Origin of the sequence: Streptomyces sp. B21-083 (assembly GCF_036898825.1) — a bacterium.
Taxonomy (GTDB): domain Bacteria; phylum Actinomycetota; class Actinomycetes; order Streptomycetales; family Streptomycetaceae; genus Streptomyces.
Window position 1 is genome coordinate 555,628 of sequence record NZ_JARUND010000001.1, and the last position, 22,535, is coordinate 578,162.

21 protein-coding genes are annotated in these 22,535 nt (G+C 71.3%); 7 read left to right on the plus strand and 14 right to left on the minus strand.

Annotated elements, in window-relative coordinates:
• Positions 1-81 precede the first annotated feature (81 nt).
• Positions 82-591 carry an ROK family protein gene (locus tag QA861_RS02550; protein WP_334586530.1) on the minus strand — a complete coding sequence of 170 codons (510 nt, stop codon included), beginning with the start codon at positions 589-591 and terminating at the stop codon, positions 82-84.
• 190 nt (positions 592-781) lie between these two features.
• On the opposite strand from QA861_RS02550, the gene QA861_RS02555 reads away from it, so the two are divergent.
• Complete coding sequence (locus QA861_RS02555; RefSeq protein ID WP_334586531.1) at positions 782-991, plus strand: hypothetical protein; 210 nt, start codon at positions 782-784, stop codon at positions 989-991.
• Between the two features lie 21 nt (positions 992-1,012).
• Here the strand turns inward: QA861_RS02555 and QA861_RS02560 are convergent, their stop codons facing one another.
• The 6 genes from QA861_RS02560 to QA861_RS02585 all read right to left on the minus strand — a co-directional run bounded on the left by QA861_RS02560 (position 1,013) and on the right by QA861_RS02585 (position 8,562).
• Positions 1,013-2,935: a DUF2264 domain-containing protein gene (locus tag QA861_RS02560; protein ID WP_334586532.1), complete on the minus strand. Its 1,923-nt coding sequence runs from the start codon at positions 2,933-2,935 to the stop codon at positions 1,013-1,015.
• Positions 2,932-3,963 (minus strand): hydroxyacid dehydrogenase, encoded by a 1,032-nt coding sequence (locus tag QA861_RS02565; protein ID WP_334586533.1) that lies wholly within the window; start codon positions 3,961-3,963, stop codon positions 2,932-2,934. Before QA861_RS02565 ends, QA861_RS02560 begins: the two co-directional genes overlap by 4 nt.
• A 72-nt stretch (positions 3,964-4,035) precedes the next feature.
• Complete coding sequence (locus QA861_RS02570; protein WP_334586534.1) at positions 4,036-4,899, minus strand: carbohydrate ABC transporter permease; 864 nt, start codon at positions 4,897-4,899, stop codon at positions 4,036-4,038.
• A complete protein-coding gene (locus QA861_RS02575) occupies positions 4,896-5,882 on the minus strand; it encodes a carbohydrate ABC transporter permease (RefSeq protein ID WP_334586535.1) in 987 nt (328 codons plus the stop codon). Before QA861_RS02575 ends, QA861_RS02570 begins: the two co-directional genes overlap by 4 nt.
• Before the next feature lie 64 nt (positions 5,883-5,946).
• Positions 5,947-7,296: an ABC transporter substrate-binding protein gene (locus QA861_RS02580; RefSeq protein WP_334586536.1), complete on the minus strand. Its 1,350-nt coding sequence runs from the start codon at positions 7,294-7,296 to the stop codon at positions 5,947-5,949.
• Positions 7,297-7,455: 159 nt separating this feature from the next.
• Positions 7,456-8,562: a substrate-binding domain-containing protein gene (locus QA861_RS02585; RefSeq protein WP_334586537.1), complete on the minus strand. Its 1,107-nt coding sequence runs from the start codon at positions 8,560-8,562 to the stop codon at positions 7,456-7,458.
• A 269-nt stretch (positions 8,563-8,831) separates the two neighbouring features.
• Between QA861_RS02585 and QA861_RS02590 the strand changes: the two genes are divergently transcribed.
• Genes QA861_RS02590 through QA861_RS02600 form a run of 3 tightly spaced genes read left to right on the plus strand, consistent with a single transcriptional unit; the run spans position 8,832 to position 12,358 of the window.
• Positions 8,832-9,719: an MHYT domain-containing protein gene (locus tag QA861_RS02590; protein WP_334586538.1), complete on the plus strand. Its 888-nt coding sequence runs from the start codon at positions 8,832-8,834 to the stop codon at positions 9,717-9,719.
• Between the two features lie 20 nt (positions 9,720-9,739).
• Positions 9,740-11,299, plus strand: a complete 1,560-nt coding sequence (locus QA861_RS02595) for a metallophosphoesterase family protein (RefSeq protein WP_334586539.1) — start codon at positions 9,740-9,742, stop codon at positions 11,297-11,299.
• 27 nt (positions 11,300-11,326) lie between these two features.
• Complete coding sequence (locus QA861_RS02600; protein WP_334586540.1) at positions 11,327-12,358, plus strand: LLM class flavin-dependent oxidoreductase; 1,032 nt, start codon at positions 11,327-11,329, stop codon at positions 12,356-12,358.
• Positions 12,359-12,374: 16 nt separating this feature from the next.
• On the opposite strand, the gene QA861_RS02605 is transcribed toward QA861_RS02600, so the two are convergent.
• Positions 12,375-13,376, minus strand: a complete 1,002-nt coding sequence (locus tag QA861_RS02605) for a TauD/TfdA dioxygenase family protein (RefSeq protein WP_334586541.1) — start codon at positions 13,374-13,376, stop codon at positions 12,375-12,377.
• Between the two features lie 215 nt (positions 13,377-13,591).
• Complete coding sequence (locus QA861_RS02610) at positions 13,592-14,380, minus strand: IclR family transcriptional regulator (protein ID WP_334586542.1); 789 nt, start codon at positions 14,378-14,380, stop codon at positions 13,592-13,594.
• A 135-nt stretch (positions 14,381-14,515) separates the two neighbouring features.
• Here QA861_RS02610 and QA861_RS02615 point away from each other — a divergent pair, with 135 nt between their 5' ends.
• Together QA861_RS02615 and QA861_RS02620 are read left to right on the plus strand one after the other, a co-directional pair.
• Positions 14,516-15,409: a helix-turn-helix domain-containing protein gene (locus QA861_RS02615; RefSeq protein ID WP_334586543.1), complete on the plus strand. Its 894-nt coding sequence runs from the start codon at positions 14,516-14,518 to the stop codon at positions 15,407-15,409.
• A 786-nt stretch (positions 15,410-16,195) separates the two neighbouring features.
• The gene (locus QA861_RS02620; RefSeq protein ID WP_334586544.1) at positions 16,196-16,630 is read left to right on the plus strand and encodes a cupin domain-containing protein; all 435 of its coding nucleotides are present in this window, start codon (positions 16,196-16,198) and stop codon (positions 16,628-16,630) included.
• A gap of 83 nt (positions 16,631-16,713) precedes the next feature.
• On the opposite strand, the gene QA861_RS02625 is transcribed toward QA861_RS02620, so the two are convergent.
• The 4 genes from QA861_RS02625 to QA861_RS02640 form a co-directional block, all read right to left on the minus strand.
• The gene (locus QA861_RS02625) at positions 16,714-19,077 is read right to left on the minus strand and encodes an ATP-binding SpoIIE family protein phosphatase (protein WP_334586545.1); all 2,364 of its coding nucleotides are present in this window, start codon (positions 19,075-19,077) and stop codon (positions 16,714-16,716) included.
• Between the two features lie 114 nt (positions 19,078-19,191).
• Positions 19,192-19,656 (minus strand): peroxiredoxin, encoded by a 465-nt coding sequence (locus tag QA861_RS02630; protein WP_334586546.1) that lies wholly within the window; start codon positions 19,654-19,656, stop codon positions 19,192-19,194.
• Positions 19,653-20,033, minus strand: a complete 381-nt coding sequence (locus tag QA861_RS02635; protein ID WP_334586547.1) for a DoxX family protein — start codon at positions 20,031-20,033, stop codon at positions 19,653-19,655. Before QA861_RS02635 ends, QA861_RS02630 begins: the two co-directional genes overlap by 4 nt.
• Positions 20,034-20,379: 346 nt before the next feature.
• Positions 20,380-20,649 carry a hypothetical protein gene (locus tag QA861_RS02640; RefSeq protein ID WP_334586548.1) on the minus strand — a complete coding sequence of 90 codons (270 nt, stop codon included), beginning with the start codon at positions 20,647-20,649 and terminating at the stop codon, positions 20,380-20,382.
• A gap of 186 nt (positions 20,650-20,835) precedes the next feature.
• On the opposite strand from QA861_RS02640, the gene hemC reads away from it, so the two are divergent.
• On the plus strand, positions 20,836-21,771 hold the full coding sequence (hemC, locus tag QA861_RS02645) for a hydroxymethylbilane synthase (protein ID WP_334586549.1): 936 nt from the start codon (positions 20,836-20,838) through the stop codon (positions 21,769-21,771).
• Positions 21,772-21,876: 105 nt separating this feature from the next.
• Here the strand turns inward: hemC and QA861_RS02650 are convergent, their stop codons facing one another.
• Positions 21,877-22,434 (minus strand): hypothetical protein, encoded by a 558-nt coding sequence (locus tag QA861_RS02650; RefSeq protein ID WP_334586550.1) that lies wholly within the window; start codon positions 22,432-22,434, stop codon positions 21,877-21,879.
• Positions 22,435-22,535 lie beyond the last annotated feature (101 nt).

Consider the following 22,535-nt stretch of genomic DNA (forward strand, 5'->3'; position numbering starts at 1 on the left):
TCCCCGTCACCGCCGTCGTACGCCCGTGTGTCCGGGGCGAGTGCCTCCCGCGCGCGGGAGGCCGCCGCGATCGCCACGACGTCACTGCCGAGTCCGGCCCGTACGAGGCTGACGGGGCGTCCGCTGACGGTCGGCTCGGCGGCGGGTGCCGTACGGACGGCCGGTCCGAGCAGATGCCATGCGCGGCCGACACCCGCCGCCGACGACGTAGACCGTGACGTCCCGTAGGCCGACGTGACCAGGATCGCGCGGGCGAGGGCACCCTCGCCTCCTCGTGGACGGCGGCCGCGTCGCGGTCGCCCGCGTCCGGTGCGTTCGCCGTACCGTCGGCCGACGGCGCGCCCCGAGGCGAGCGCCTCCAGGTGTCCCCGGCCGCCAGGTGCAGGTCAGGTCGCCGAAGCCGGGTATGCGGCCGATCTCGCCGGCGGCGCCGTGCGGACCGCCGTACAGCGCCCCGTCCAGCCACAGCGCGCCGCCGACGCCGGTGCCCTGCGTCATGGCGAGCACATGGGGTGGGCCCGCCAGTGCGCCCCGCACCGCCTCGCCCCGCGGGAACGCGTTGGAGCCGTACCACCACGAGCACGACTTCACCGGCCTGGACCTCGATCCGGGTGGCGCCGACCTCCTCCTCGTCAAGATCGGAGGACCTGCTGCGGCTGGGGCACCGCCCGGTCCGGCGCCCCCTGGAGGGGGCGAGCAGGGGGGCCGGAACCGGTGCGGGGTGCGCGCGGGGCGTGGGCTGTGCATGGTGGTAGGAGGTCCGGTCGAGCAAGGAGACGTCATGTCGATCCAGCAATCCGATTCGCCCTCTCCCTCCGACGACGCCACGACCCCCGACGCCCTGCTGCACACCGGTGCGGAGCATGGGATGGCGTCGGCGGAGGATCTGGTGCTGGCCACGGGCCGCGACCTCACTCCGCGCAACCTCGCTTGGGCGGAGCGGAAGCTGGCGAAGGAGGGTCGCGCGGCTCTGGACAAGTTGTTGCCGTGACGGTCGGTCGGTCGGTCGGGATCAGAGCGTGCCATGCCGCACAGTCAGTGGCTCGAATGTGATCCTCGTCCGGGTGCCGTCCTCGGCCCAGTGGATCGCCACCGTCGTGTCGGTCACCTCCACGCCTGAGACGACCCGCTCCGGCACCAGTGGTTCCGGGTCGGCTGTGAGGACCGCCAGGGCCACGTGGAGTGAGGTGCCGGAGGTCTCGCCGGTCAGGCGGGGGACCACGGCCCAGCGGGTGTAGGCGGTGCCCTGCGGGGCGCGGGTCTCCTCGGGGTTCGGGTTCCAGCCGTACAGGGCGTGCAGGGTCGACGTCACCTCCTCCTCGGGGCCCGTCGCCCACCCCGTGTGGGTGACCCGTGCCCCGGCGGGGGCGCCGGTCACGCGGTGGACGCGCAGTTCGTGTCGGCCTCGTACGACCGTGACGCTCTCCACCCGCAGGCCCGGCAGCATGGGCGGCCCTGCGGTGAAGACGGGGCGGTGCCAGGACGCGGCCCAGCCCCAGCCGTCGCCGTGGCCCGCGCCCAGCGGGTGGATACGGCGCCGGACACTGCCCCGGCCGCCGAACTCCACGGAGAGGTGGTTGTCGGCGATGTTGGCGAGGGCCGTCGGACCGGAGTGCGTCGAGTAGGCCTGGCGGCCGTAGTGCGGATCGTCCTCGGCCGCCGTCTCGCCCTCGTACGGGCGGACATGGTCACTGCCGTGGTTGTGCAGCCGTACGATCCCGTCCGCGCGGGTCGACTGCACCAGCAGCCCCGGTGCGGGCAGCGCGTGCACCCGGTCGCCCTCCTCCACGGGCGCCGGTTCCTCGCGGGCCGTCCAGAGCGGCGCGTCGGCGGGGGCGAGGAGCGACACGAAGGCCTTCGAGGCCCAGTACGGGGATGCCGGGCCCGAGTACGTCTGCAGGGTGGCCTGGTGCGGGCCGTGCCAGCCGAGGGTCAGCAGGCCGTCGTCGGTCAGGGCGCCCCGGTCCAGGAAGTGGCGGAGGCTGCCGCTGATCAGCCGGCGGCTCGTGCCCGGGGTGAGCGGGGTGTGGCCGGTGAGGGCGCCCAGGCCGACGGCGGCGGAGGCGGCGAAGCGGTACGACAGGGAGCGGCCGAAGTGGATCGGGGCACCGTCCCCGCCGAACATCAGGCCGAAGCCGTCGAGGTGCTCGCGCAGGCGGGGGCCGTACAGGGCGGACATTTCCCGGTCGTCGCCGAGGTGGGCGTCGAGGACCGGGTACAGGTGCAGGGCCCAGCCGTTGTAGTGGTCGAAGGCCCGGCCGTCGCCGTCCGCGTACCAGCCGTCGCCCCGGTACCAGGTCTCCATCAGCTCCAGGGCCCGCGCACGTGCCCCGGCCGTCTCGGCGTCGCCGCGTCCGACGGACTCCAGGAAACCGGCGACCGTGTAGGGGAAGAGGTACCAGTTGTTCGGGGCGGGCGAATGCCGCAGCGAACCGCGCAGCCATTCCTCCGCCCGGTCCTGTACGGCGGAGTCGAGCCGTTTCCACAGCCAGGGCGCCGTCAGCCTGAGGCCGAGGGCCACGGACGCCGACTCGACCATCGGCTGGCCCTGCACGTCGTGGTCGAGGATGAGCGGCCAGGACTCGGTGTCGTCGCGTCCGGGGGTGCGGGTGCCCGCCGTGAGGCCCTGGGCGTACCGGTCGAGCCAGCCGTGCGGGTCGTCGCCGTTCGCACCCGCGACGCGGAAGGCGGCGGCGAGGAAGGTGCGGGCGTAGCCTTCGAGCCCGTCGGAGCGCACACCCGAGCGTGACGGGACGCCGGGCAGGTCGAGCAGGGCGCCGCCGGGGGTGCTCCAGCGCCACGCGGCGGCCAGCAATCCGTCCGCCGTGGCCTCCCAGTGGGCCCGCGTGTACCCGGTGTATGGGCTCGACTCGCGGTCCTCGGGCGGGAATTCGAAGGGGATGCCGCTGCTGCTGATACGGGTCGTGCTGCTCATGCGAGGAAGGCCAGCCTTTCGCGTCGTACGGGATGGCGGAAACCCGCGCCGGATGCCCAGTGTTCCGTCTCGGCGACGGCGACATCGGCCAGGCGGCGCCACTCGTTGCCCTGGGATCCGGCGAGGTGGGGGGTGAGAAGCGCGTCGGGGCAGTCCCACAACGGGTGTTCGGGCGGCAGGACTTCGGGGTCGGTGACGTCGAGAACGGCGCGGATGCGGCGCTCCCGGACGGCGTCGGTGAGAGCGTCCTGGTCGACGACGCCTCCCCTGGCGGTGTTGATGAACACGGCGCCGGGACGCATGGCGTCGAGCAGGGCGCGGCTCACCAGGCCCCGGGTGGTGGGCAGCAGCGGGGTGTGCAGGCTGACCGTGTCGGAGCGGGCGAAGAGGGCGTCCAACTCGACGCGTTCCACGCCGAGTTCGGCCACGTCGGCGTCGGTGACGTAGGGGTCGTACAGAAGGATCTCGAAGTCGTGGGGCCGTAGCAGTTCGATGACGCGGCGGCCGACCAGGGAGGCGGAGACGATGCCGACGGTGCGGCGGTAGTTGCCGATCGTGCGGGAGGTGCGCAGCCAGTTGTCGCGGGTGTTCGTCGTGGCGTAGGCGCGGGCCCGTTCCAGGACCTGTTTGCCGCTGAGCAGGATCATGGCGAGGGTGTACTCGGCGACCGGCAGGGCGTTCGCGGCGGCGGCGGACGACACCTCGATGCCGCGTTCCCAGCAGGCGTCGGTGACATGCGGCCGGACGCTGCCCGCGGTGTGCACGACCGCCCGCAGCCGGGGCGCCGCCGCGAGGGCGTCGGCGTCCAGTACGGGGCACCCCCAGCCGGTGACCAGGAGGTCGACGCCGGCGAGGATCTCGCGTGCGCGCCCGGTGCCGAAGTCGTCGAGGACCGGCAGCGGGGCGAGGTCGCAGACGGCGGCGAGGGCGGCCAGCGAGGCGGGGTCGAGGACGGCGGCCGCTGCGTCCGGGGACATGGCGAGGGCTGCACGGGGGCGGAAGCCGGGGCCCGGCGAAAACACGGTCATTCGGGGTCGGTTACTCCTTGCTGGTCGGGAACTCCATTGAAGTGAGCACTACTTGACTGCTTCGCCAATCGTCTACTTGACGGAGCCCGCGGTCAGACCGCTGCGCCAGAAGCGTTGCAGCAGGGCGAAGGCGAGGATGAGGGGAAGGACGGCGAGCAGCGATCCCATGATCACCACGGGGTAGTACTCGGGCGAGACCGAGGCCGAGCTGTTCCACTGGTAGAGGCCGAGGCTGACCGGATAGAGGTCCTGGTCGGAGAGCATCACCATGGGCAGGAAAAAGTTGTTCCAGATGGCGGTGAGCTGGAACAGGAACACGGTGACCAGCCCGGGTCCGAGCATCCGCAGCGCCACCCGTACGTAGGTGGTGAGTTCACCCGCGCCGTCCACCCGGGCGGCCTCCAGGACCTCGTCGGGGACATAGCCCTGGCTGAAGATACGGCCGAGGTAGACGCCGAACGGGTTGAACAGGACGGGGATGAACACGGCCCAGAAGGTGTTGACGAGGCCGGTCTTCGAGGCCATCAGGTACAGCGGCAGCGCGAGCACCGTCTGCGGCACCATGACGGCGGCCAGGACCAGGCCGAACAGCTTCTCCTTGTGCTGGAAGCGGTACTTGTCGAAGGCGTAGCCGCAGGCCACACTCACCAGGGCGCCGATGCCGGCGCCGAGGACGGCGTACAGCAGGCTGTTGCCGTACCAGCGGCTGTACAGGCCGTCGTCCATCGCGAACAGGTCGCGCAGGTTCTGGACGAACGAGAAGTCCTTCAGCGAGAGGATGTTGCTGCTGAACAGCGCGTCCCTGTTCTTGCCGGCGGCGAGGACCAGCCACAGGACGGGCAGCAGGGTGTAGAGGACGGAGAGCGCGACGACCACGTTGACCGTGGCCCGGCCGAGCAGACGCGGGCGCATGAGGGTGCTGTCGCCGGTGCTCATCGGGCCGTCTCCTCGGGGGTGTTGGCGCGGCTGGTCCAGCGGGTGACGCCGTAGGACAGGGCGATCGTGCACAGGAGCAGGACGACGGAGGCGGCTGCCGCCAGGCTGTAGTTGTTGCGGGTGAAGGCGGCGTCGTAGATGTACATGCTCGGCGAGAAGCGGGAGTTGATCATCGGGGAGGACTGGCTGAGCAGCACGGGCTCGGTGAACAGCTGCAGCGCCCAGATGAGGGTGAAGATGGCGACCATCACGATCGAGGTGCGCACGAGCGGGGTCTTGACCTGGAGTGCCGTGCGGACGGGGCCCGCGCCGTCGACGACCGACGCCTCGATGACCTCGCGGGGTACGGCCTGGAGGGCGGCGTAGAAAATGACCATGTTGTAGCCGAGATTGCTCCACAGGGCGATGTTCACGATCGACGGGAGCACGGTGTGGATGCCGAGGAAGTCGATGGTGATGTCGGCCTTGGCGAACAGGTCGATGATCGGGCTGATACCGGGTGTGTAGAGGTACAGCCAGATGAGGGCGGCGATGATGCCGGGCACGGCGTGCGGCAGGAACAGGCCGAGCTGGGCCCAGGCGCGCAGTCGTACGACGCCGGAGTCGAGGAGCAGGGCGAGGGCGAGGGCGGCGATCACCATCAGGGGGATGTAGATCAGGCAGTACAGGGCGACCGTGGCGAGCCCGGACAGGAACGTCGGGTCGGTGAGGACGGCGCCGTAGCTGCGCAGGCCGACGAAGACCGTGCGTTCGGGGCCGAAACCGAGGCCGGGCTGGTCGTCGCTGAAGAAGCTCAGATAGACGGCCGTGCCGACAGGGATCAGGAAGATGGTGACGAGGAGGGCGAAGAACGGGGTCATCAGAACGGCGCACGCGGCGAGTTGACGTCGGTGGGCCGCCTTGCGGGCGCGGTGCGCCGAGGCCGGGGCGGCGGTACGGGCAGCGGCGGGCGCGGTGTGGTGGGCCTGCGTGGTCGCGGTCATGGGGTGTCACCTGCCTTTCGGGCGGCTCGGGCCGCTCGGGTGCCGGGCGGGGAGGGGCGCGGGCTCATGTGGTGTGCTCGGTGGTCGACAGTCCGAGGGCCCTCAGGTCGGGCATGGTGCCGTCCTGGGCGGCGCGTACGGAGTCGATGAGGGAGCCCTGGCCGCCGCCGACGCGCGCGAAGTTGTCCTGCATCACCCGCTGGGTGGCGGTGAAGCGCGGGCCCCAGACCCAGCCGTCACGGATTCTGTGGGCCTCCTCCTCGAAGAGGGAGTAGATGTCCTGGCCGCCGTAGTAGGAGCGGTCGAACGCCTCGCGGCCCACGGCGACGAGCGCGGACGCGGCCGGGTACTGGCTGCTGGTTCCGCTGGAGAGGCGGGCGCGCAGCGAGTCGGGGTGGGAGACCTGCCAGGCGATGAACTCCAGTGCCGCTTCCGGGTGTCGGCTGTCCTTGGTGACCGCGAAGGTCGAGCCGCCGTGGGTGCCGACGGCCGGGTGGCCGGTGTCCCACCGGGGCAGCGGGGCGATCCGCCACTGGCCGGCCTGTGCGGGCCGTGCCTTCATCTGGGCGCCCGCGTCCCAGGCTCCGCTGAGCCGGGTGAGGACGAGTCCGCCCGCGATCTGCGCGTCGGACTGTCTGCTCTCTATGGCGTTCATGAAGACGAGGTCCTCGTCGATGAGTCGCTGCCAGTAGGCGGCGACGCGCCGGGTCGGGGCGTCGGCGAGGGAGACGTTCCAGGCGCCGCCGGCGGTGTCGAACCACTGGGCGCCGGCCTGCCAGGCGTAGGCGGCGAACTGGGTGCCACCGTCCGTGGGGAAGAGAACCAGCCGTCGGCCGGGCAGCTTGCGTCGGACTGCCCGGGCCAGGTCCTCGAACTCCTCCCAGGTGCGCGGCACTTCGAAGCCGTGCTGGGCGAAGAGGTCGGCGCGGTAGTGCATCACCATCGGTTCGACGTCCAACGGGACGCTGAACACGCGCTGTTCGAAGGTGGTGAGACCCAGCGCCTGGGGCAGCAGCTTGGCGCGCAGCTCGTCGCTGATCATCGAGGTGAGGTCGCGGGCCACGCCGTCGATGGCGAAACCGGGCACCTGCGGGTACTCGATGGTGGCCACGTCGGGGGCGTTGCCGGCGCGGGCGGCGTTGCTCAGCTTCGCGTAGCCGCCCTGGCCGCCGGACGGGATCTGCTGGAAGTCGACCTGGATGCTGTCGTGGGTGCTGTTGAAGGCGTCCACCACCTCCTGGCTGCCGCGCAGCGCGGACCAGAAGGTGATGCGGGTGACTTTTCCGCCGGTGCCGCTCGACGCTGAGTCCGCTCCGCCGCTGCAGGCGCTCACGGCGCCGGTCAGTGGCAGTGCGGCCATCGCGGCGAGTACGGACCGGCGGCTTCGTCGACGGTGGCTCTGTCGACCAGGCATGTGGTGCCTCCCGCGGCTCCGGCGTGTCCCTGAGACACGTCCTGTTCGAGATACGGGAATCCTGATCGGCGCAAGGAAAACGGTCAAGACATCGATCAGAAGAAAATAAAGCGGTCAAACGCTCACTACGCGTCGGATATGAGCGCTGATTGCGGACGCTCAGGAGGTCAACGCCCTTGTCGACCCTCGCACCTTCAGCTGCGGCAGCAGCTCGATGCGCCGCGCCGGCCCCGCCCCGCTGCCGCGCGGATCCCTCAGCCGCCGCAGAAGCAGTTCGGCGGCGGCCCGGCCGACTTCGCCCTTGGGTGGGGACACGGCGGTGAGGGGGGTGCTGCCGAGGGCGGCCACGACATCGTCGTACGCGACGACCGAGCACTCCTCCGGCACCCGGACACCGTGCGCGGTCAGGTCCTGGACCAGCATCAGCGCGTCCACGTCGCCGTGCAGCACACACGCCGTGGCGTCCACCTCACGCAGGAGGCCGGGCAGGTCGACGGCAGAGCGGTCCGCCCCGGCCGAGCGGTCGGGGCCCGCGTCGGGGGAACTGAGCCCGAGTGTCCAGGCGTCGAGGCCCGGATGGGCGCCGGCGATCTCGGTGAGGGCGGTGCGCAGGGCGCGCGCGGTGGGGCTGTCGTCGCGGGTGGCGAAGACGACTCTGCGGTGACCGAGGGCGACCAGGTGCTCGACGGCGAGATGGGCGCCGTACCAGTGGTCGGAGCAGACGGAGTCGAGGGCGTGCGCCGCGCTGCCGGGGCGTGGCCTGCGCTCCATCAGGACGGTCGGTACGCCGAGCCCGCACAGCCACTTCGCGTCGGCCTCCTCGGCGGCGAGGGTGCGCCAGCGGGGGGCGATCAGTACGCCCCGGGCGCCGTCCGCCAACGCCCGCTCCACCAGCGGCTGTTCGGCGCCGGCGACCTGCGGGGCGATATGCAGCGCGATACGCACGCCGGCCTCCTCCAGGACGGGGCGGGCGCCGTGCAGGGTCTCGTAGAGGTAGGAGTGGCGGGCGGGGACGACCAGGGCCACGATGTCACCGTCCCCGGACACGGTGACGGGCTCGGGCGGGTCGGCCGGCACCGGGAGGGTGGAGCGGGCGACGCCGTGACCGCGCCGGAGCCTGCCCTCGCGGGCGAGTTCCTCCACGTCCCGGCGGACGGTGACCACCGAGACCTCCAGTTCGGCGGCGAGGTCGGTCACCCGGGCCGCGCCGCGCGCCTGCACGGCGGCCAGGATCCGCTGCCGCCTCAGTTCGACCGGCTCGCGCATACCGTTCGCCCCCTCACTTCGTGCACCGGCACACCCGCCCACCGGAGTGTTCGTTTGAACGCTTTTCCGCGCAGCATAGCGATCAGCGGACCTGACGGCAGTACCAGTACCGGAACAAGGGCTTCCGGCCGATTCCTATCCCTTTTCGACCGATCTTGACCATCGTTCAAATGGAATTCACCGAGTACTCGCGGTAACTACTTGCTTTGACCACACTTAAGGCGAGAAGTTCATCCCTCAACATCTTGCACCTCGGGGGGAATTGGCATATGCAAGGAACAATTGACGGATTCAGCTACGGGTTCGTCACCCCGGTGGCGGCCTACATCATGGCCTGCCTGGGAAGCGCCCTGGGGCTGCGCTGCGTGGTCAGATCACTGCTCAACCAGGGCTCCTGGAAGCCGGGTTGGCTGGCTCTGGGGGCCGCGGCCATCGGATGCGGGATCTGGACCATGCACTTCATCGCGATGATCGGGTTCCAGGTCGAGGAGAGCGCGGTCCGCTACGACGTCGGGCTGACCGTCACGAGCCTCGCCGTCGCGATCGTCGTCGTCGGTATCGGCGTGTTCGTCGTCGGCTATCGCGGCGCCACGCCTGTGGCACTGTCCGCCGCGGGCATCGTCACGGGTCTGGGCGTCGCCGCGATGCACTATCTCGGCATGGCGGCGCTCCAGGTGAACGGCGCGATCCGCTACGACACGGCGACCGTGGCACTCTCCGTGGTGATCGCCGTCGTGGCCGCGACCGCCGCACTGTGGGCGGCCGTCTCCATCCGGGGCTTCCTGACCAGCCTCGGGGCCAGCCTGGTGATGGGCGTGGCCGTCAGCGGTATGCACTACACGGGCATGGCCGCCGTCAGCGTGCACCTGCACGACGCGTCCACCACCACCACCTGGTCCGGCACGTCCCCGACCTCGCTGCTGCTGCCGATGCTGATCGGCCCGACCCTCTTCCTGCTGCTGGCCGCCGTCGTGGTGATGTTCGACCCGCTGCTGGTCCTGGGCGACAGCGAGTGGGGCGCGAAGGGCTCGCGGCGGCGGCCCGCGCGGCAGACCGAGCGGACGCCGCTGATCCCGAAGCAGTCGGCGCAGCAGGACATGTGGCAGCCGTCCACGAGCCGGCAGCGGACCGCGACCCGGACGGATCTTCGACTGTAGGACATTGCTACGGTGCCCCGATGGCTGACTCCGCACGTGCCCACTCGTCCCGCGACACCGCCGAGGGCGCGGGCTGGGGCCTCGAAGACCCGGGAACCTACCGGGAGTTGATGCCGCGTCGGGTCGAGAAGCTCTCATGGGTCAACCCCCGGACGCTGTGGCCCGCCCGTAACGGCGTACTGGCCTCCTGGTTCGGGGACCCCACCGGCCGTACGCGAAGCCGCTGGGCCGAACAGCGGACAGCCGCGGGCGCGCCCGCCGACAAGGTGGTCCGGCGCGGCGACCCGGACCGCTTCTCCTTCATGGTCATCGGCGACACGGGCGAGGGCGACGCACCTCAATACGCCGTCGTCCCGGGCTTCCTGAGGGCCGGTCAGGACACCGCCTTCACCGTGCTCGCCAGTGACGTCATCTACCCCGTCGGAGCCACCGACGACTACGGCACCAAGTTCTTCCGCCCCTACCAGGACTACCCGGCGCCCGTCTACGCCATCCCCGGCAACCACGACTGGTACGAGGACCTGAACGGGTTCATGCGCGTGTTCTGCGACGCCCCGCCCCTCCCGGCGGAGCCCGCGCCCCGCGTGCTCACACCCGCCTGGCTGCGCTCGCTCCTGTGGCACAGGCCGAGCACCGTCGACGAGCAACGCCTCGCCGAGGCGGCCGAGTTGCGCTCGGCCCCCGCCCAACAGGCGGTCCAGCCCGGCCCGTACTGGGCGATCGACGCCGGACCCATACGCGTCATAGGCATTGACACCGGGCTGCTGGGCACGCTCGACGCCGAACAGGGCCGCTGGCTGCGGGAGGTGTCCGCCGGGCCGGTCCCGAAGATCCTCGTCACCGGCTCGCCCCTGTACGTGGACGGCGAGCACCACCCCTGCCCCATCGACGGCGGCGGCACGGTCGACGACCTGGTCCGTGATCCGGAGCGGAACTTCGTGGCCGCGATAGGCGGCGACATCCACAACTACCAGCGCTACCCGGTGAGCGTGCCCGACCGGGGTGTCCGGACCAGCCGGACCATCCAGTACATAGTCTCCGGCGGTGGCGGTGCGTTCATGCACGCCACCCACACCATCAAGCGCGTGTCGGTCGCCGACGTCACCGAGGACGACTTCCGCTGCTATCCGTTGCGCGGCGACTCGCTGGCCTTCTACAGCAGGCTCTACGGCCGACGGCTGCGCCTGCGCCGCTTCTTCACCCTCAGCGAGGCCGAGGCGACGGCCGTGATCGCCGAGCGCCTGGGCATCCGTCCGACGCGCGACCCGGGCGAGTCGGTCCGCCTCACCCGGCGCATCCGGCTGGTCGCCGGTCTGCTGGGTACGGCCCGCCGTCCCGACCGCGCCCGGCGCCTTCGGCTCCCGGTCCGGAAGGCGTACACGCAACTGTTCTCGCCCGGCTCGGCGACGTACAGCCCGCCGTTCTTCAAGAGCTTCCTGCGCCTCGACGTCTCCCCGGAGTCGATCCGGCTGCGCTGCTTCTCCGCGACCGGCAAGCTCAGGCAGGAGGTGGATCCGCCGGTCGAGGACGAGGTGGTCATCCCGCTGACCCGGCCGGCTGGCACAATCGACGAAGCGTGAGCCGTACGACGATCGTTGGAGGAGCCCGTGCCGTCCCCCTCACAGCCGCTGCGCAAACTGGGCTTTCTCACCATCGGGCTGTTCGACGGCGACGATCCGCGGGCGGGGCACGAGTCGACGCTGGAGATCATCGAGCTGGGTGAGCGGCTGGGCTTCGACAGCGCGTGGCTGCGCCACCGTCATCTCCAGTACGGGATCTCCTCCCCGGTGGCCGTCCTCGCGGCGGCCTCACAGCGCACCCGCCGTGTCGAACTGGGCACCGCGGTCACCCCGTTGGGGTGGGAGAACCCGCTGCGCCTGGCGGAGGACTGGGCGACCGTCGACATCCTGTCCGGAGGGCGGCTCAACCCGGGTCTGAGTGTGGGCCCGCCGATGAACTACGACCATGTCAAGGGTGCCCTGTACCCCGACACGGCGGACACCGAGGACTTCGGCTACCAGCGGGTCGAGCGGCTGCTTGACCACGTGCGCGGGAAGGCGGCCAGCGACTTCAGCGGGGTGCAGGGGTTCGAGGTGTTCTCGGACCGGGTGCAGCCCCATTCCCCGGGGCTCGGAAGCCGGCTGTGGTACGGCGGCGGGAGTCTGCGGTCGGCTCGGTGGGCCGGGGAACACGGTATGAACTTCCTGACCAGCAGCGTCGTGAAGGCCGAGGGGAACGAGGAGTCGCCGGACTTCGCCGAGGTCCAGCTGGCGGGCGTCCGCGCCTTCCGCGACAGTCATCCGGACGGCGAGCGGGCCCGGGTCTCCCAGGGCCTCGTCGTCATCCCCACCGACAGCGCCTCGCCCGCGCAGCGCGCGAAGTACGAGGAGTACGCGGCGAAGCGGCTGCCGCGCACCGCGAGCCCGCAGGGTCCGGCGCGGCTGATGTTCGCGCCGGACCTCGTCGGCACCTCGGCCGAGATCGCCGAACGCCTTTACGCGCACGTCGCGTTCCAGGAGATCGACGAGGTGGCCTTCGCGCTGCCGTTCACCTTCGACCACGAGGACTACGTCCAGATCCTCAACGACATCGCGACCCGTCTCGGTCCCGCCCTGGGCTGGCGGCCGGCCGCCGACTGAAGGCCCTGCGGGAGCCTCACCACCGCCCGGGTTCCGTGCCGGTGACCGCCTCCGACAGCCTGCCGTCCACCCCGGCCGGGATGTCGCCGGTCAGCATCACCCGGTGCATGACCCGGGGGTGGCCGAGGTGGGCGTTGTCGCCGGGGGCGAGGTGGATGGTGGCCCGGTTGTCCCAGAAGGCGACGCTGCCGGGCTCCCAGCGGAAACGGACCGTGTACTCGGGCCTGGTCGCCTGTTCGAGAAGCATCTCCAGGAGCAGCCGGCTCTCCGCGCGGGAGACGTCCACGATCTGCTCCAGGTAGTAGCCGTTGACGAACAGCACCCGCTCCCCCGTCTCCGGGTGGACCCGCACCAACGGGTGCACCGAGGCGACCTGATGGTCCAGCAGATGGCGGAGGTACGCGTCGTCGCCGGGCCGCGCCTGGTAGCCGACGCCCAGCCGGTGCTCGGCCCTGAGGCCGTCCGCGAACTCCCGTACGGGCGCGGAGAGTCCGGCGTACGCGGCGGCCAGGTTGGACCAGGTGGTGTCGCCGCCGTACGGCGGTACGGTCTCGGCGCGCAGGATCGTCGCGGCGGGCGGGTCGATCCGGGCGCCGTGGTCGCAGTGCCAGCCGCGCAGCAGCGAGTGGCGGCGCCGCTCCAGCCACTCGGCGTGCTCCATGCCGTAGCGTCCGCCCAGCTCCAGGCGGTCGGCGGTGGTCTCGATCTCGGGGAAGCCGGGCGGTGAGGCGCCGCCGCGCCGCCCGAGGACGACCGGCTCGCCGAACCGGCGCGCGAAGGCGATGTGCCCGGCGTGGTCCAGCCGCTGGTCGCGGAAGAACACCACCTTCCAGCGCAGGACGGCCGCCCTGATCCCGGCGACCACGGCGCTGTCGAGGGGCTCGGTCAGATCGACTCCCGAGATCTCGGCGCCGATATGCCCCGCGACGGGCCGCACTTCCACTCCGGCGACGTCCGTCGGCCTCAACTCCTGCTCACCCGGCTGCACTTCGCCGTTCGTGGCCCGGTCCGTCGTCATGCGCACTCCGCTCGTGGTCGGTCTCGTCGGTCTCGCTGGTGAGCGTGCCAGTGTTCGACGGGCGTGGCGACCGGACGCCGGGCTCCGCCGGACGCGCGGTACGTCACCGGCTGGTCCGTGCCGCGAGTCCGGCGGAGCTTGTCGTGCGGTCGCCGAGTCGGAGCGCGGCGGCCCTGGCGGCCGGGGGCGGGGTGGCATATGTGGGGTGGGGCTGGTTACGCGCCCACCCCCGCCATCCGCCGCCCCGCTGTCCGGTCGTGCTGGGAGACGGCCTCGGCCGTGGCCAGGACCAGTGGGGCCAGCCGCGACGGCTGGAGCATGTTCAGCGGGCCCACGAGTCCCACCGACGCCACCACCGTGCCGCGCGCGTCGCGCACCGGGGCCGCGATCCCTCCCCGGCCCTCGCGCAGGGTGCCGCAGGCCAGCGCGTAACCGTCGCGTCCTATCTTGGTCAGCTGATTCCGCAGGGCGGCGCCGTCGGTGGGCGTGGCGCCGGTGTACGCGCGCAGGGGGCCGGAGCAGATCTCGTCCTGCACCACGGCACCCGCGTTCGCCAGCAGCACCAGACCCGCTGCGGTGGCGTGCAGAGGGAGCCGGCACCCGGGGGCGCCCCAATGCGCCGTGAGGACGGGGTCGTTGGAGACGAAGGACAGGCAGACGGTCTCCGTTCCGTCGCGCAGCGCGAGGACCGCCGCGCCGCCACTCCGGCTGTGGAGCTCCACGAGGTGGGCCTGTGCCACCTCGGCCAGGCCCGCGTACCGGGGGGCCAGTGTCGCTGTCTCCCACAGTCTCAGGCCGATGCTGTAGCCGCCGTCCTCTCCTCGTTCCAGTGCGCCCCAGCCATGGAGCTTGTTGACGATGCGATGGACCGTGGCGACCGGGAGGCCGGAGCGTCGGCTGATGTCACTCAGCGTCAGGGTGCGGTTGTCACGGTCGAAGACGCCGAGGATGCTGAGCGTGCGGTCGACAACGGAGCGCTCGGGGGCGCCGGGGTAGGTGGTCATCCCGTGTACTTCCCTTCACCTGCACATCATGTGGGGACGATTACTCGTGCATGCGCCAGGAGTGATCTGGCTACGGGGGCCACGCCTATCATTGATTTTTAAAGAAGATTGAGAAAGGTCGATTCCGGAACGCTCATGGTCGATTTCGCTTCGTTACCGATCGCTGTGGTCCCGTACACCCCCACGAACAGACCCGGGGTCGGCCTGGCCATGGCCCCGCTCAGCGAGGTGCGCAAGAAGCTCCCCATGAACTTCGTCAGCACTCCCCACCGGCTCGCCTTCCACCAGCTCGTGCTGGTCGAAGCGGGGGCCGGAGACTTCACCATCGACTCCACGCGATACGCGTGCCGCACGGGCTCCCTGCTGTGGATCCGGCCGAACCAGGTGATCCGGTTCGCCTCACCGATGCAGATGGAAGCTCGGCTCGTCATGTTCACCGAGACATTTCCGTTGCGGCTGCGCGCCCACATGGGAGTGCTCGACGATGTCCTGCGTCCCTCTCACTGGCAGCTCAGCGACGACGAACTGGCCGGCTTCGGGCGGGTGCTGGCTTTGATGCAGGAGGAGTTCGAGCGGCCCGACCAGGGCCTGGGCGAGGACATCCTCAAGCATCTGCTGGCGGTCGCCCTGATGCACATCGACCAGATGTGCCGCAGCCAGCGCCATGATCTGCGGCACGCCGACAGCCTCTCCGGCGAGAACGGCGAGCTTTTCCTGCGTTTCCGGCGCGAGTTGGAGGCCTCCTACCGCACGACCCGGCTGGTGGAGGACTACGCCGCCGCGCTCAACTGCACGCCCCGCACCCTGTCCCGGGCCTGTCGCATCGTCGCCGGCACCTCCACCAAGGACCTGATCGACGCCCGCGTCGCCCTGGAGGCGAAACGGCTGCTGGTCCACACGGATCTGCCCGTCGGGGCCATCGCCCGCCAACTCGGGTTCACCGAAGTCACGAACTTCGGCAAGTTCTTCGTACGCCGGGTGAACATGACGCCCGGCACATTCCGGCGCACTGACGATTCACAGAACTAGCGTCGGCACCGTAGTCCCCGGCCAGGGCCCGTAGGGACCGCTCGCGAGGCCCAGGACCGGCTGATCGAGGAGAGCGCCCCACCGGATGAGCGTGGCGACGGGGGGCGAGATCTGGCCCGAGGTGTACTCCGACGAACTCGACGTCGCCTCGACCCAGACACTGATCCTCGGCTGATGTCCGCGGGACAGCGGCCCGGGCGTCCGGTACTTCTCGACGGCATCGCCCCCGTCGAGGAGTACGAACAGCCCGGCGACGCCCTGCGGCCGGCCGGTGCGGGACCGACGAGGGCCTGACCGCGGCCGCGACACCGCGACGACCGCCTGAACCCCGTCCGTGCCCTGCCACCGCACCGCGACCACGCGGGCAAGGCGTCCGGCGCCGACACCACCGTGCGGGAGACCGGCGGGGCTCTCGGTATCGCCGCGGGAGTTCGTGGACGGCCGCGCCCGGCGGTGCGGGTCGGCGTCGGCGTGGTGTTCGCGGACGCGTTGTGCGCGCTGGGCGTTCCGCGCGGGCCCCGGCCACCGACGGGGAGACGGCGGAGGCGGAGATCGCGGCCGAGGAAGTGGTTCAGCGAACCGATGGCCGACCCCTCCCCCACACCGGTGACGCCCGCCCGGTGACGCCTGTACGGGACGGACGGGCGTCACGGACGGGGCGGTCACCGGGTCAGACCGTTCGGGACGCCTCTCGCGTTCGTCACCGTCTCGCGGACAACCACGCTCTCGCAGGGTCACACTGAGGTGTCATGGCGCGCTCACGCTCTCACCCTCGGGGGACCCAGCATGCGCAATCTGCTTCGCACCGCCACGGCCGGTGCCGTCACGGTCACGGCGGTCCTCGCCTGCGGCACGGCCCACGCCACGCCGCCCGGACCAGGAGTGTCGGGCCGGATACTCGCCCAGACCACCATCGGCGACACCGACTACACGCTGCGGGAGGTCACCATCCCCGCCGGTCAGGCCACCGGCTGGCACTACCACGACGGCCCGCTCTACGGCCTCGTCAAGGAGGGCACCCTCAGCCACTTCGACTCCACCTGCGAGTCCGACGGCGTGTATCCGCAAGGCAGCGCCATCAGCGAACCGGCGGGGCCCGGGAACATCCACATAGGCCGGAATCTCGGCAGCACGCCCGTCGTACTCGACGTCCTGTACGTCCTGCCGCACGGCTCGCCCTTCTCGGAGGACGCGCCGAACCCCGGGTGCGCCTTCGACTGACCCGTCGCCGAACGAGCCACCCCACCGGGCCCCCGGGGACCATTCGGCCGGCGTCGGATCGGATCTCCTGTCGCCCTGACGGTCTATTCCGTCGGCAACGGCTGCTCGGCCCAGATCGTCTTGCCGGTGCCCGTCTGCCGGCTGCCCCAGCGCTGGGTGAGCTGGGCGACGAGCAGCAGACCACGGCCGCCCTCGTCGTAGGCGTGCGCCCGGCGCAGGTGCGGTGAGGTGGAGCTGCCGTCGGAGACCTCGACGATGAGGGCGCGGTCACGGATCAGCCGCAGCTGGATGGGCGGCTCGCCGTACCTGATGGCGTTGGTGACCAGTTCACTGACGACGAGCTCGGTGACGAAGGCCTCCTCCTCCAGCCCCCAGGCGGCCAGTTGTTCCATGGCCGCCTGACGGGCGACCGCCACGTGCGCGGGGTCCGGCGGGACGTCCCAGGTGGCCACCCGGCCGACGCCCAGCGCGTGCGTACGGGCCAGCAGCAGGGCCACGTCGTCGCCGGGCTGTTCGGGCAGGACGGCCTTGAGGACCGCGTCGCACACGGCATCGAGCGAGGCGCCCGGCAGGTTCAGCGCGCGGCACAGCTCGGCGGTGGCATGATCGATGTCCCGGTCGCGGTCCTCGATCAGCCCGTCGGTGTAGAGGGCCAGGAGCGAGCCCTCCGGCAGTTTCAGTTCGGTCGCCTCGAAGGGCAGGCCGCCGACGCCGAGCGGCGGTCCCGCCGTCACCTCGATCAGCTCGGCGACGCCGCCGGGCGGTACGACGGCCGGCGGCGGGTGCCCGGCGGAGGCGAGGGTCAGCCGGCGCGAGACCGGGTCGTAGACGGCATAGAGGCAGGTGGCGCCCAGTTCGGCGACGTCGGCACCGTCCTCCTCGTCGGCCAGATGGGTGACCAGGTCGTCGAGGTGGGTGAGAAGCTCGTCCGGCGGCAGATCGACGTCCGCGAGGGTCCGTACGGCCGTCCGGAGCCGTCCCATGGTCGCGGAGGACTGGATGCCGTGGCCGACGACGTCGCCGACGCAGAGGGCGACCCTGCTGCCCGACAGCGGGATGACGTCGAACCAGTCGCCGCCGATGCCGGCCACCGACCCGCAGGGCAGATAGCGGTGGGCGACCTCGACGGCCGCCTGGCCCGGCAGTCCCCGGGGCAGCAGGCTGTGCTGGAGGGCCAGCGCTGTCGTGCGCTCACGCTCGAAGCGGCGGGCGTTGTCGACACAGACGGCGGCACGGCTGGCCAGTTCCTCGGCGAGGGCGACGTCGTCCTCGGTGTAGGGGTCTGGGCGGGTGATGCGCAGGAAGACCGCGACGCCCAGGATGGTGCCGCGCGCCCGCAGCGGCACGGTGACCATGGAGTGGACACCCTTGCGGTACGGGCGGCCGACGGGCTCGCGGGCGTTGCGCTCCGCCACCCACTCGTCGAACGCCCGCTCGCCGACCCGCCCGCGCAGCGCCCGGCCCTCCGCCATCGCCCGCACGGGCGCGGTGAACGGCAGGTAGGTGTCCTTCGCCCCCAACGGAACGACAGCCTCCGGCGTGCCCTCGGTGACGGAGCCGTGAGCCACACGGTGCAGGACGACCTCCTCGTCCGACGCCGCCTGGGGTTCGTCCGCGCCGAGCACCCAGTCGAGCAGGTCGACGCTGACGAAGTCGGCGAACCGGGGCACGACCAGTTCGACGAGTTCCTCCGCGGTACGGACGACGTCGAGGGTGGTTCCGATGGCGGCTGCCGCCTCGTTGAGCAGGGCGAGCCGCCGCCGCGCCCAGTGCTGGTCACTGCTGTCGAACGCGGCGATGCCCACCGAGGTGACGGCGCCCAGGTCGTCGCGCACCGGCCACATCTCGATGCTCCACGCGTGTTCCCTGCCGCTGGCCGCGTCCTTGCCGAAGGACTCGTAGCGCACGGGGACGCCGGTGCGGGCGACCTCGCGGAGGTTGAGCAGGAAGCCCTGGCTGGTCCGGTCGTCGGGAACGATGTCGCCGTAGAGCCGTCCGACGAGGGCCTGCTCCTCGACGCCCATCAGGTCGCAGGCGGAGTCGTTGAGCCAGGTGTAGCGCTGGTCGGTGTCGAAGGCGGACATCGACACGGAGGCCTGCCGGATGGCCCGCTCCAGCGGGGCGGGCGCCGGCGCGACCGGCTGCGGACCGGGCGCCGCCGGTTCGGGGAGAGCGGTGACGATATATCCCCGCGTGTCGCCGTTCTCGTCCTGCACGGGGCACGCGCTGACGGCGCGTTCGACTCGGCGGCCGTCCCGGTGGCGGAGTGCGACCACGCCCGCCAGCTCGGTCATCGCTGTCGGCGTCGGGTCCTCCGCGAGGAGTTCGGCGGCCGGACGGCCGACGACGGCCTCGGCCGTGTGTCCCGTCAACCGCCGGGCACCCTCGCTCCACCCCGTCACCATGCCTCGGGCATCGATGATCACCGCGGCGGCGACTTGTTTCATACGCCCCAGGATGGTCCCTGGACCCCGGGGCATCAACCCCGACGGCCCACCTCGGCACGGCGATCCCGCCGAGCCGCCCCTCTGTGGGGCGGCCGGGCACGGGTGGGGCGGACGTCAGCCCTGGTGGGCGCGGAGCGCGGCGAGAGCACGGTCCGCGTGGGTGTTCATCCGCAGCTCGCTCGACACGACCTCCAGAACCGTCCGGTCCTCGGCTATGACGAAGGTGACCCGCTTGGTGGGCATCATCGAGAACCCGCGCTTCACCCCGAACAGCTCACGGACCGTTCCGTCGGCGTCCGACAGCAGCGGCATGCCGAGCGTGTGGCTCTGCGCGAACTCCTGCTGACGGTCGACGGAGTCCCCACTGATCCCGACCGGCCGCGCGCCGACAGCGGCGAACTCGGCGGCCAGGTCCCGGAAGTGACAGGCCTCGGCCGTGCAGCCGGGTGTAAGGGCCGCGGGATAGAAGAAGAGGACGATCGGCCCCTCCGTGAGCAGTTCGGACAGCCGACGCGGCGCTCCGCTCTCGTCGGGCAGTTCGAAGTCCTCGATCTTGTCGCCGACGTTCACCTTTGTCATGACCGGCCTTCTCCGTTCTTCGCGACACTGCGTGCCCACAGGACGAGCGGCACCTGGAGCGGCAACCGCCCGATGGCACCGGCCCGCAGGGCGGCGGGCCTGCCACGCCAGTCGACGGCCATCTTCACGTTGGCCGGGAACACCCCGACGAAGAAGCCCGCCGTGGCCAGGGCGGCGACCCGCCGGGTACGCGGCAGCGCGATCCCGGCCGCGAGCGCGAGTTCGGCGGCGCCACTGGCGTACGTCCAGGTCCTGGGCGTACCCGGCAGCGCGCGCGGCACGATCGCGTCGAACGTGCGGGGCGCCACGAAGTGGCTGACGCCGGCGGCGGCCAGCAGACCGGCGAGCAGCAGGGGTGAGCGTTGGGACCGGGGCACGCTTCCTCCTCGGATGGTGTGCCGGGCGATCCTACTGGACGGTAAATCCAGTTCGAGAGCCGGGTGTTCCCCTCTCCCGGGTGATCAGTCACGGGCTCGCCACGGTCGCCGAAAGTTCCCGGCCACTGCCGTACGAGGGCCGCGTCGGCCGCGAGGAAACCCTCCCCGGCATCGCGTCGCCCGGCGCGGGGAACCGGGTGCGCTCCCGCACGGTGGACGGCCGGCCGGGCGCCCCGGTTCTCTTGCGGCCGGAACCGGTCGGCACACGGTCGAACTGCCGCTCGACGGGGAGTGACCGATCGCACGAGAACGCGTTGCGACACGGCACGAGGTGCCGCGTCAGGCGTCAGGTGCCGGGGAGGGGCTCGACGAGGCCCACCACGCCGTCGTCATCGAGCGAGTAGACCGGGAAATCGTCGACCATCCGGTGGACCGGGCCGGCGAGCTGCTGAAGTTCCTCGGCGGACCAGTCGCCGAGGGCCAGCTGCATGATCGTCATCACCTTCGACGAACAGGACGCCGAGTAGGCCGAACAGGCCGGTCGGTCTGGCGGGCGGAGGCCGGGATTCGCGACTTCCCGGCCTTCGCGCGCGACCTCGCACGCGACCTCGCCCATGGCTGCGCGGTCACCATGTGCTGCCGAGCTTCGGCCTGCCGCTTCCTCCCGTCCCATGGGCAGGCATCCCTACCTGCGGTGAGGTCGGTGGCGGGGCTCTCGTGGCCTCCGCGCGGGGTGCGAACTGCCTGGGCGAAGCGACCGGTTCGGAGAAGGAGGGGTGTCCGGAGGGTCTATCGTGTCGGCATGTCCGTCCCTGAACTGATTCGTATCGTCTCCCGCGACTCGCCCATGGCACTGGCCCAGGTGGAGCGGGTACGCGCCGAGCTCGCCGTCGTACACCCGCAGGTCCGCACCGAGGTCGTCCCCGTGAAGACGACCGGCGACAAGTGGATGGGCGACCTGTCCCTGGTCGAGGGCAAGGGGGCGTTCACCAAGGAGGTCGACGCCGCACTGCTGGCCGGTGAGGCCGATCTCGCGGTGCACTGCGTCAAGGACGTGCCCGCCGACCGGCCGCTTCCGGCCGGCACGACGTTCGCCGCGTTCCTCAGGCGGGACGACATCCGTGACGCCCTGATCCACCCGGGCGGCCGCACCCTCGACGAGCTGGCGGACGGCACCCGGATCGGTACGTCCTCGGTGCGCCGGATCGCCCAACTGGCCGCGTCCCACCCGCACCTGGAGTGCGTGCCGTTCCGCGGCAACGCCAACCGGCGGCTGGAGAAGCTCGCGGCCGGGGAGGCGGACGCGCTCCTTCTCGCTGTCTCCGGCCTGGAGCGCATCGGCCGGATGGACGTGGTCAGCGAGGTTCTCTCCCCGGAGACGATGATGCCGCCGATCGGCGCGGGCATCCTCGCCCTCCAGTGCCGCGAGGGCGACACCGAGCTGATCGACGCCGTCAGTGACCTCGGCGACCCGGACACGCATCGGGAGGCGACGGCCGAGCGCATGTTCCTGCACGTTCTCCAGGGGCACTGCAACAGCCCGATCGCCGGGTACGCGAAGGTGGCCCGCAATGGTGAACTCTCCCTGCGCGCCTGTGTGTTCACTCCGGACGGCAAGGTCCAGCTCAACGCCCACGAATGGGCGGGCCGTCTCGACCCGGCCACGCTCGGCACGTCCGTGGCGGTGGCGCTGCTGCGGCAGGGCGCGCGCGAGCTGATCGACGACATCGCGCACTGAGGACCGGGAGCACGAGGCACGGGAAGACGGGGAACGAGGCACGGGAGCGCAGGCCGTCCGGCGGCAGTGAAGTCGGCACGCCGGTTCGGCCGATGGCTCAGGGGCTCAGGTGGGTTCCGTCTGGCCCTTCTGGTCCCGTTGCTGCCTCAGCTCCCGCTGCGCCTTGAGGAAGGCGCTCGCCTGGTGAGCCACCCCGTCGCGGGCCGTGCCGTGGTGCGCGCCGCTGCCGGTGAAGTCCTCGGGCAGACCGATCCCGCCCGCCCAGAGGTGCCGGGGGGTCCACTCCTCCTCGACCCGCAGCTGGATCTGTACGTCCACCTGCGCCAGCGAGGCTTCCGGGCCGGCCCCGTAGAGGACGGCCGTGGCGCGCCGCAGCGGATGGACGTCGAAGCCCTCGATGAACTGCGAGTTCCGCCAGTCGATGAAGGCGCCCTCGCCGTCGGGCCCCAGCCGGATGTCGATCTGACCGTCCTCGAGGTGGACGCCGAAATGCCGGTCGCCGCGGTTCTCGACCGTCACCCGGAGGCTGAAATAGGTCAGTCCCTCGGCTGCGTCGTCACGCCCGCGCGGCGGTTCGGCCGCCACCAGACGGTGGACGCGGACACGCAGGCCGGCATGCTCGTCGTACTCGTGCCAGTCCCCGACCACGTTCGGCTCGCGCACAGTCCACCTCTCGACCTCGGATGGCTGCTTCCTATCCTTGTGCCCGGCGCACAGTCAAATGAGCAGAATGAGCTGTGGCCAGCGAATTCGCCCCCTTGATC

Coding starts and splice junctions, on each gene's coding strand:
- QA861_RS02615 (WP_334586543.1), top strand. CDS start 14,516: ATGGTCGATTTCGCTTCGTTACCGATCGCTGTGGTCCCGTACACCCCC.
- QA861_RS02630 (WP_334586546.1), bottom strand. CDS start 19,656: ATGACAAAGGTGAACGTCGGCGACAAGATCGAGGACTTCGAACTGCCC.
- hemC (WP_334586549.1), top strand. CDS start 20,836: ATGTCCGTCCCTGAACTGATTCGTATCGTCTCCCGCGACTCGCCCATG.
- QA861_RS02565 (WP_334586533.1), bottom strand. CDS start 3,963: ATGACCGTGTTTTCGCCGGGCCCCGGCTTCCGCCCCCGTGCAGCCCTC.
- QA861_RS02580 (WP_334586536.1), bottom strand. CDS start 7,296: ATGCCTGGTCGACAGAGCCACCGTCGACGAAGCCGCCGGTCCGTACTC.
- QA861_RS02625 (WP_334586545.1), bottom strand. CDS start 19,077: ATGAAACAAGTCGCCGCCGCGGTGATCATCGATGCCCGAGGCATGGTG.
- QA861_RS02560 (WP_334586532.1), bottom strand. CDS start 2,935: ATGAGCAGCACGACCCGTATCAGCAGCAGCGGCATCCCCTTCGAATTC.
- QA861_RS02575 (WP_334586535.1), bottom strand. CDS start 5,882: ATGACCGCGACCACGCAGGCCCACCACACCGCGCCCGCCGCTGCCCGT.
- QA861_RS02555 (WP_334586531.1), top strand. CDS start 782: ATGTCGATCCAGCAATCCGATTCGCCCTCTCCCTCCGACGACGCCACG.
- QA861_RS02585 (WP_334586537.1), bottom strand. CDS start 8,562: ATGCGCGAGCCGGTCGAACTGAGGCGGCAGCGGATCCTGGCCGCCGTG.
- QA861_RS02605 (WP_334586541.1), bottom strand. CDS start 13,376: ATGACGACGGACCGGGCCACGAACGGCGAAGTGCAGCCGGGTGAGCAG.
- QA861_RS02640 (WP_334586548.1), bottom strand. CDS start 20,649: ATGGGCGAGGTCGCGTGCGAGGTCGCGCGCGAAGGCCGGGAAGTCGCG.
- QA861_RS02620 (WP_334586544.1), top strand. CDS start 16,196: ATGCGCAATCTGCTTCGCACCGCCACGGCCGGTGCCGTCACGGTCACG.
- QA861_RS02590 (WP_334586538.1), top strand. CDS start 8,832: ATGCAAGGAACAATTGACGGATTCAGCTACGGGTTCGTCACCCCGGTG.
- QA861_RS02610 (WP_334586542.1), bottom strand. CDS start 14,380: ATGACCACCTACCCCGGCGCCCCCGAGCGCTCCGTTGTCGACCGCACG.
- QA861_RS02595 (WP_334586539.1), top strand. CDS start 9,740: ATGGCTGACTCCGCACGTGCCCACTCGTCCCGCGACACCGCCGAGGGC.
- QA861_RS02570 (WP_334586534.1), bottom strand. CDS start 4,899: ATGAGCACCGGCGACAGCACCCTCATGCGCCCGCGTCTGCTCGGCCGG.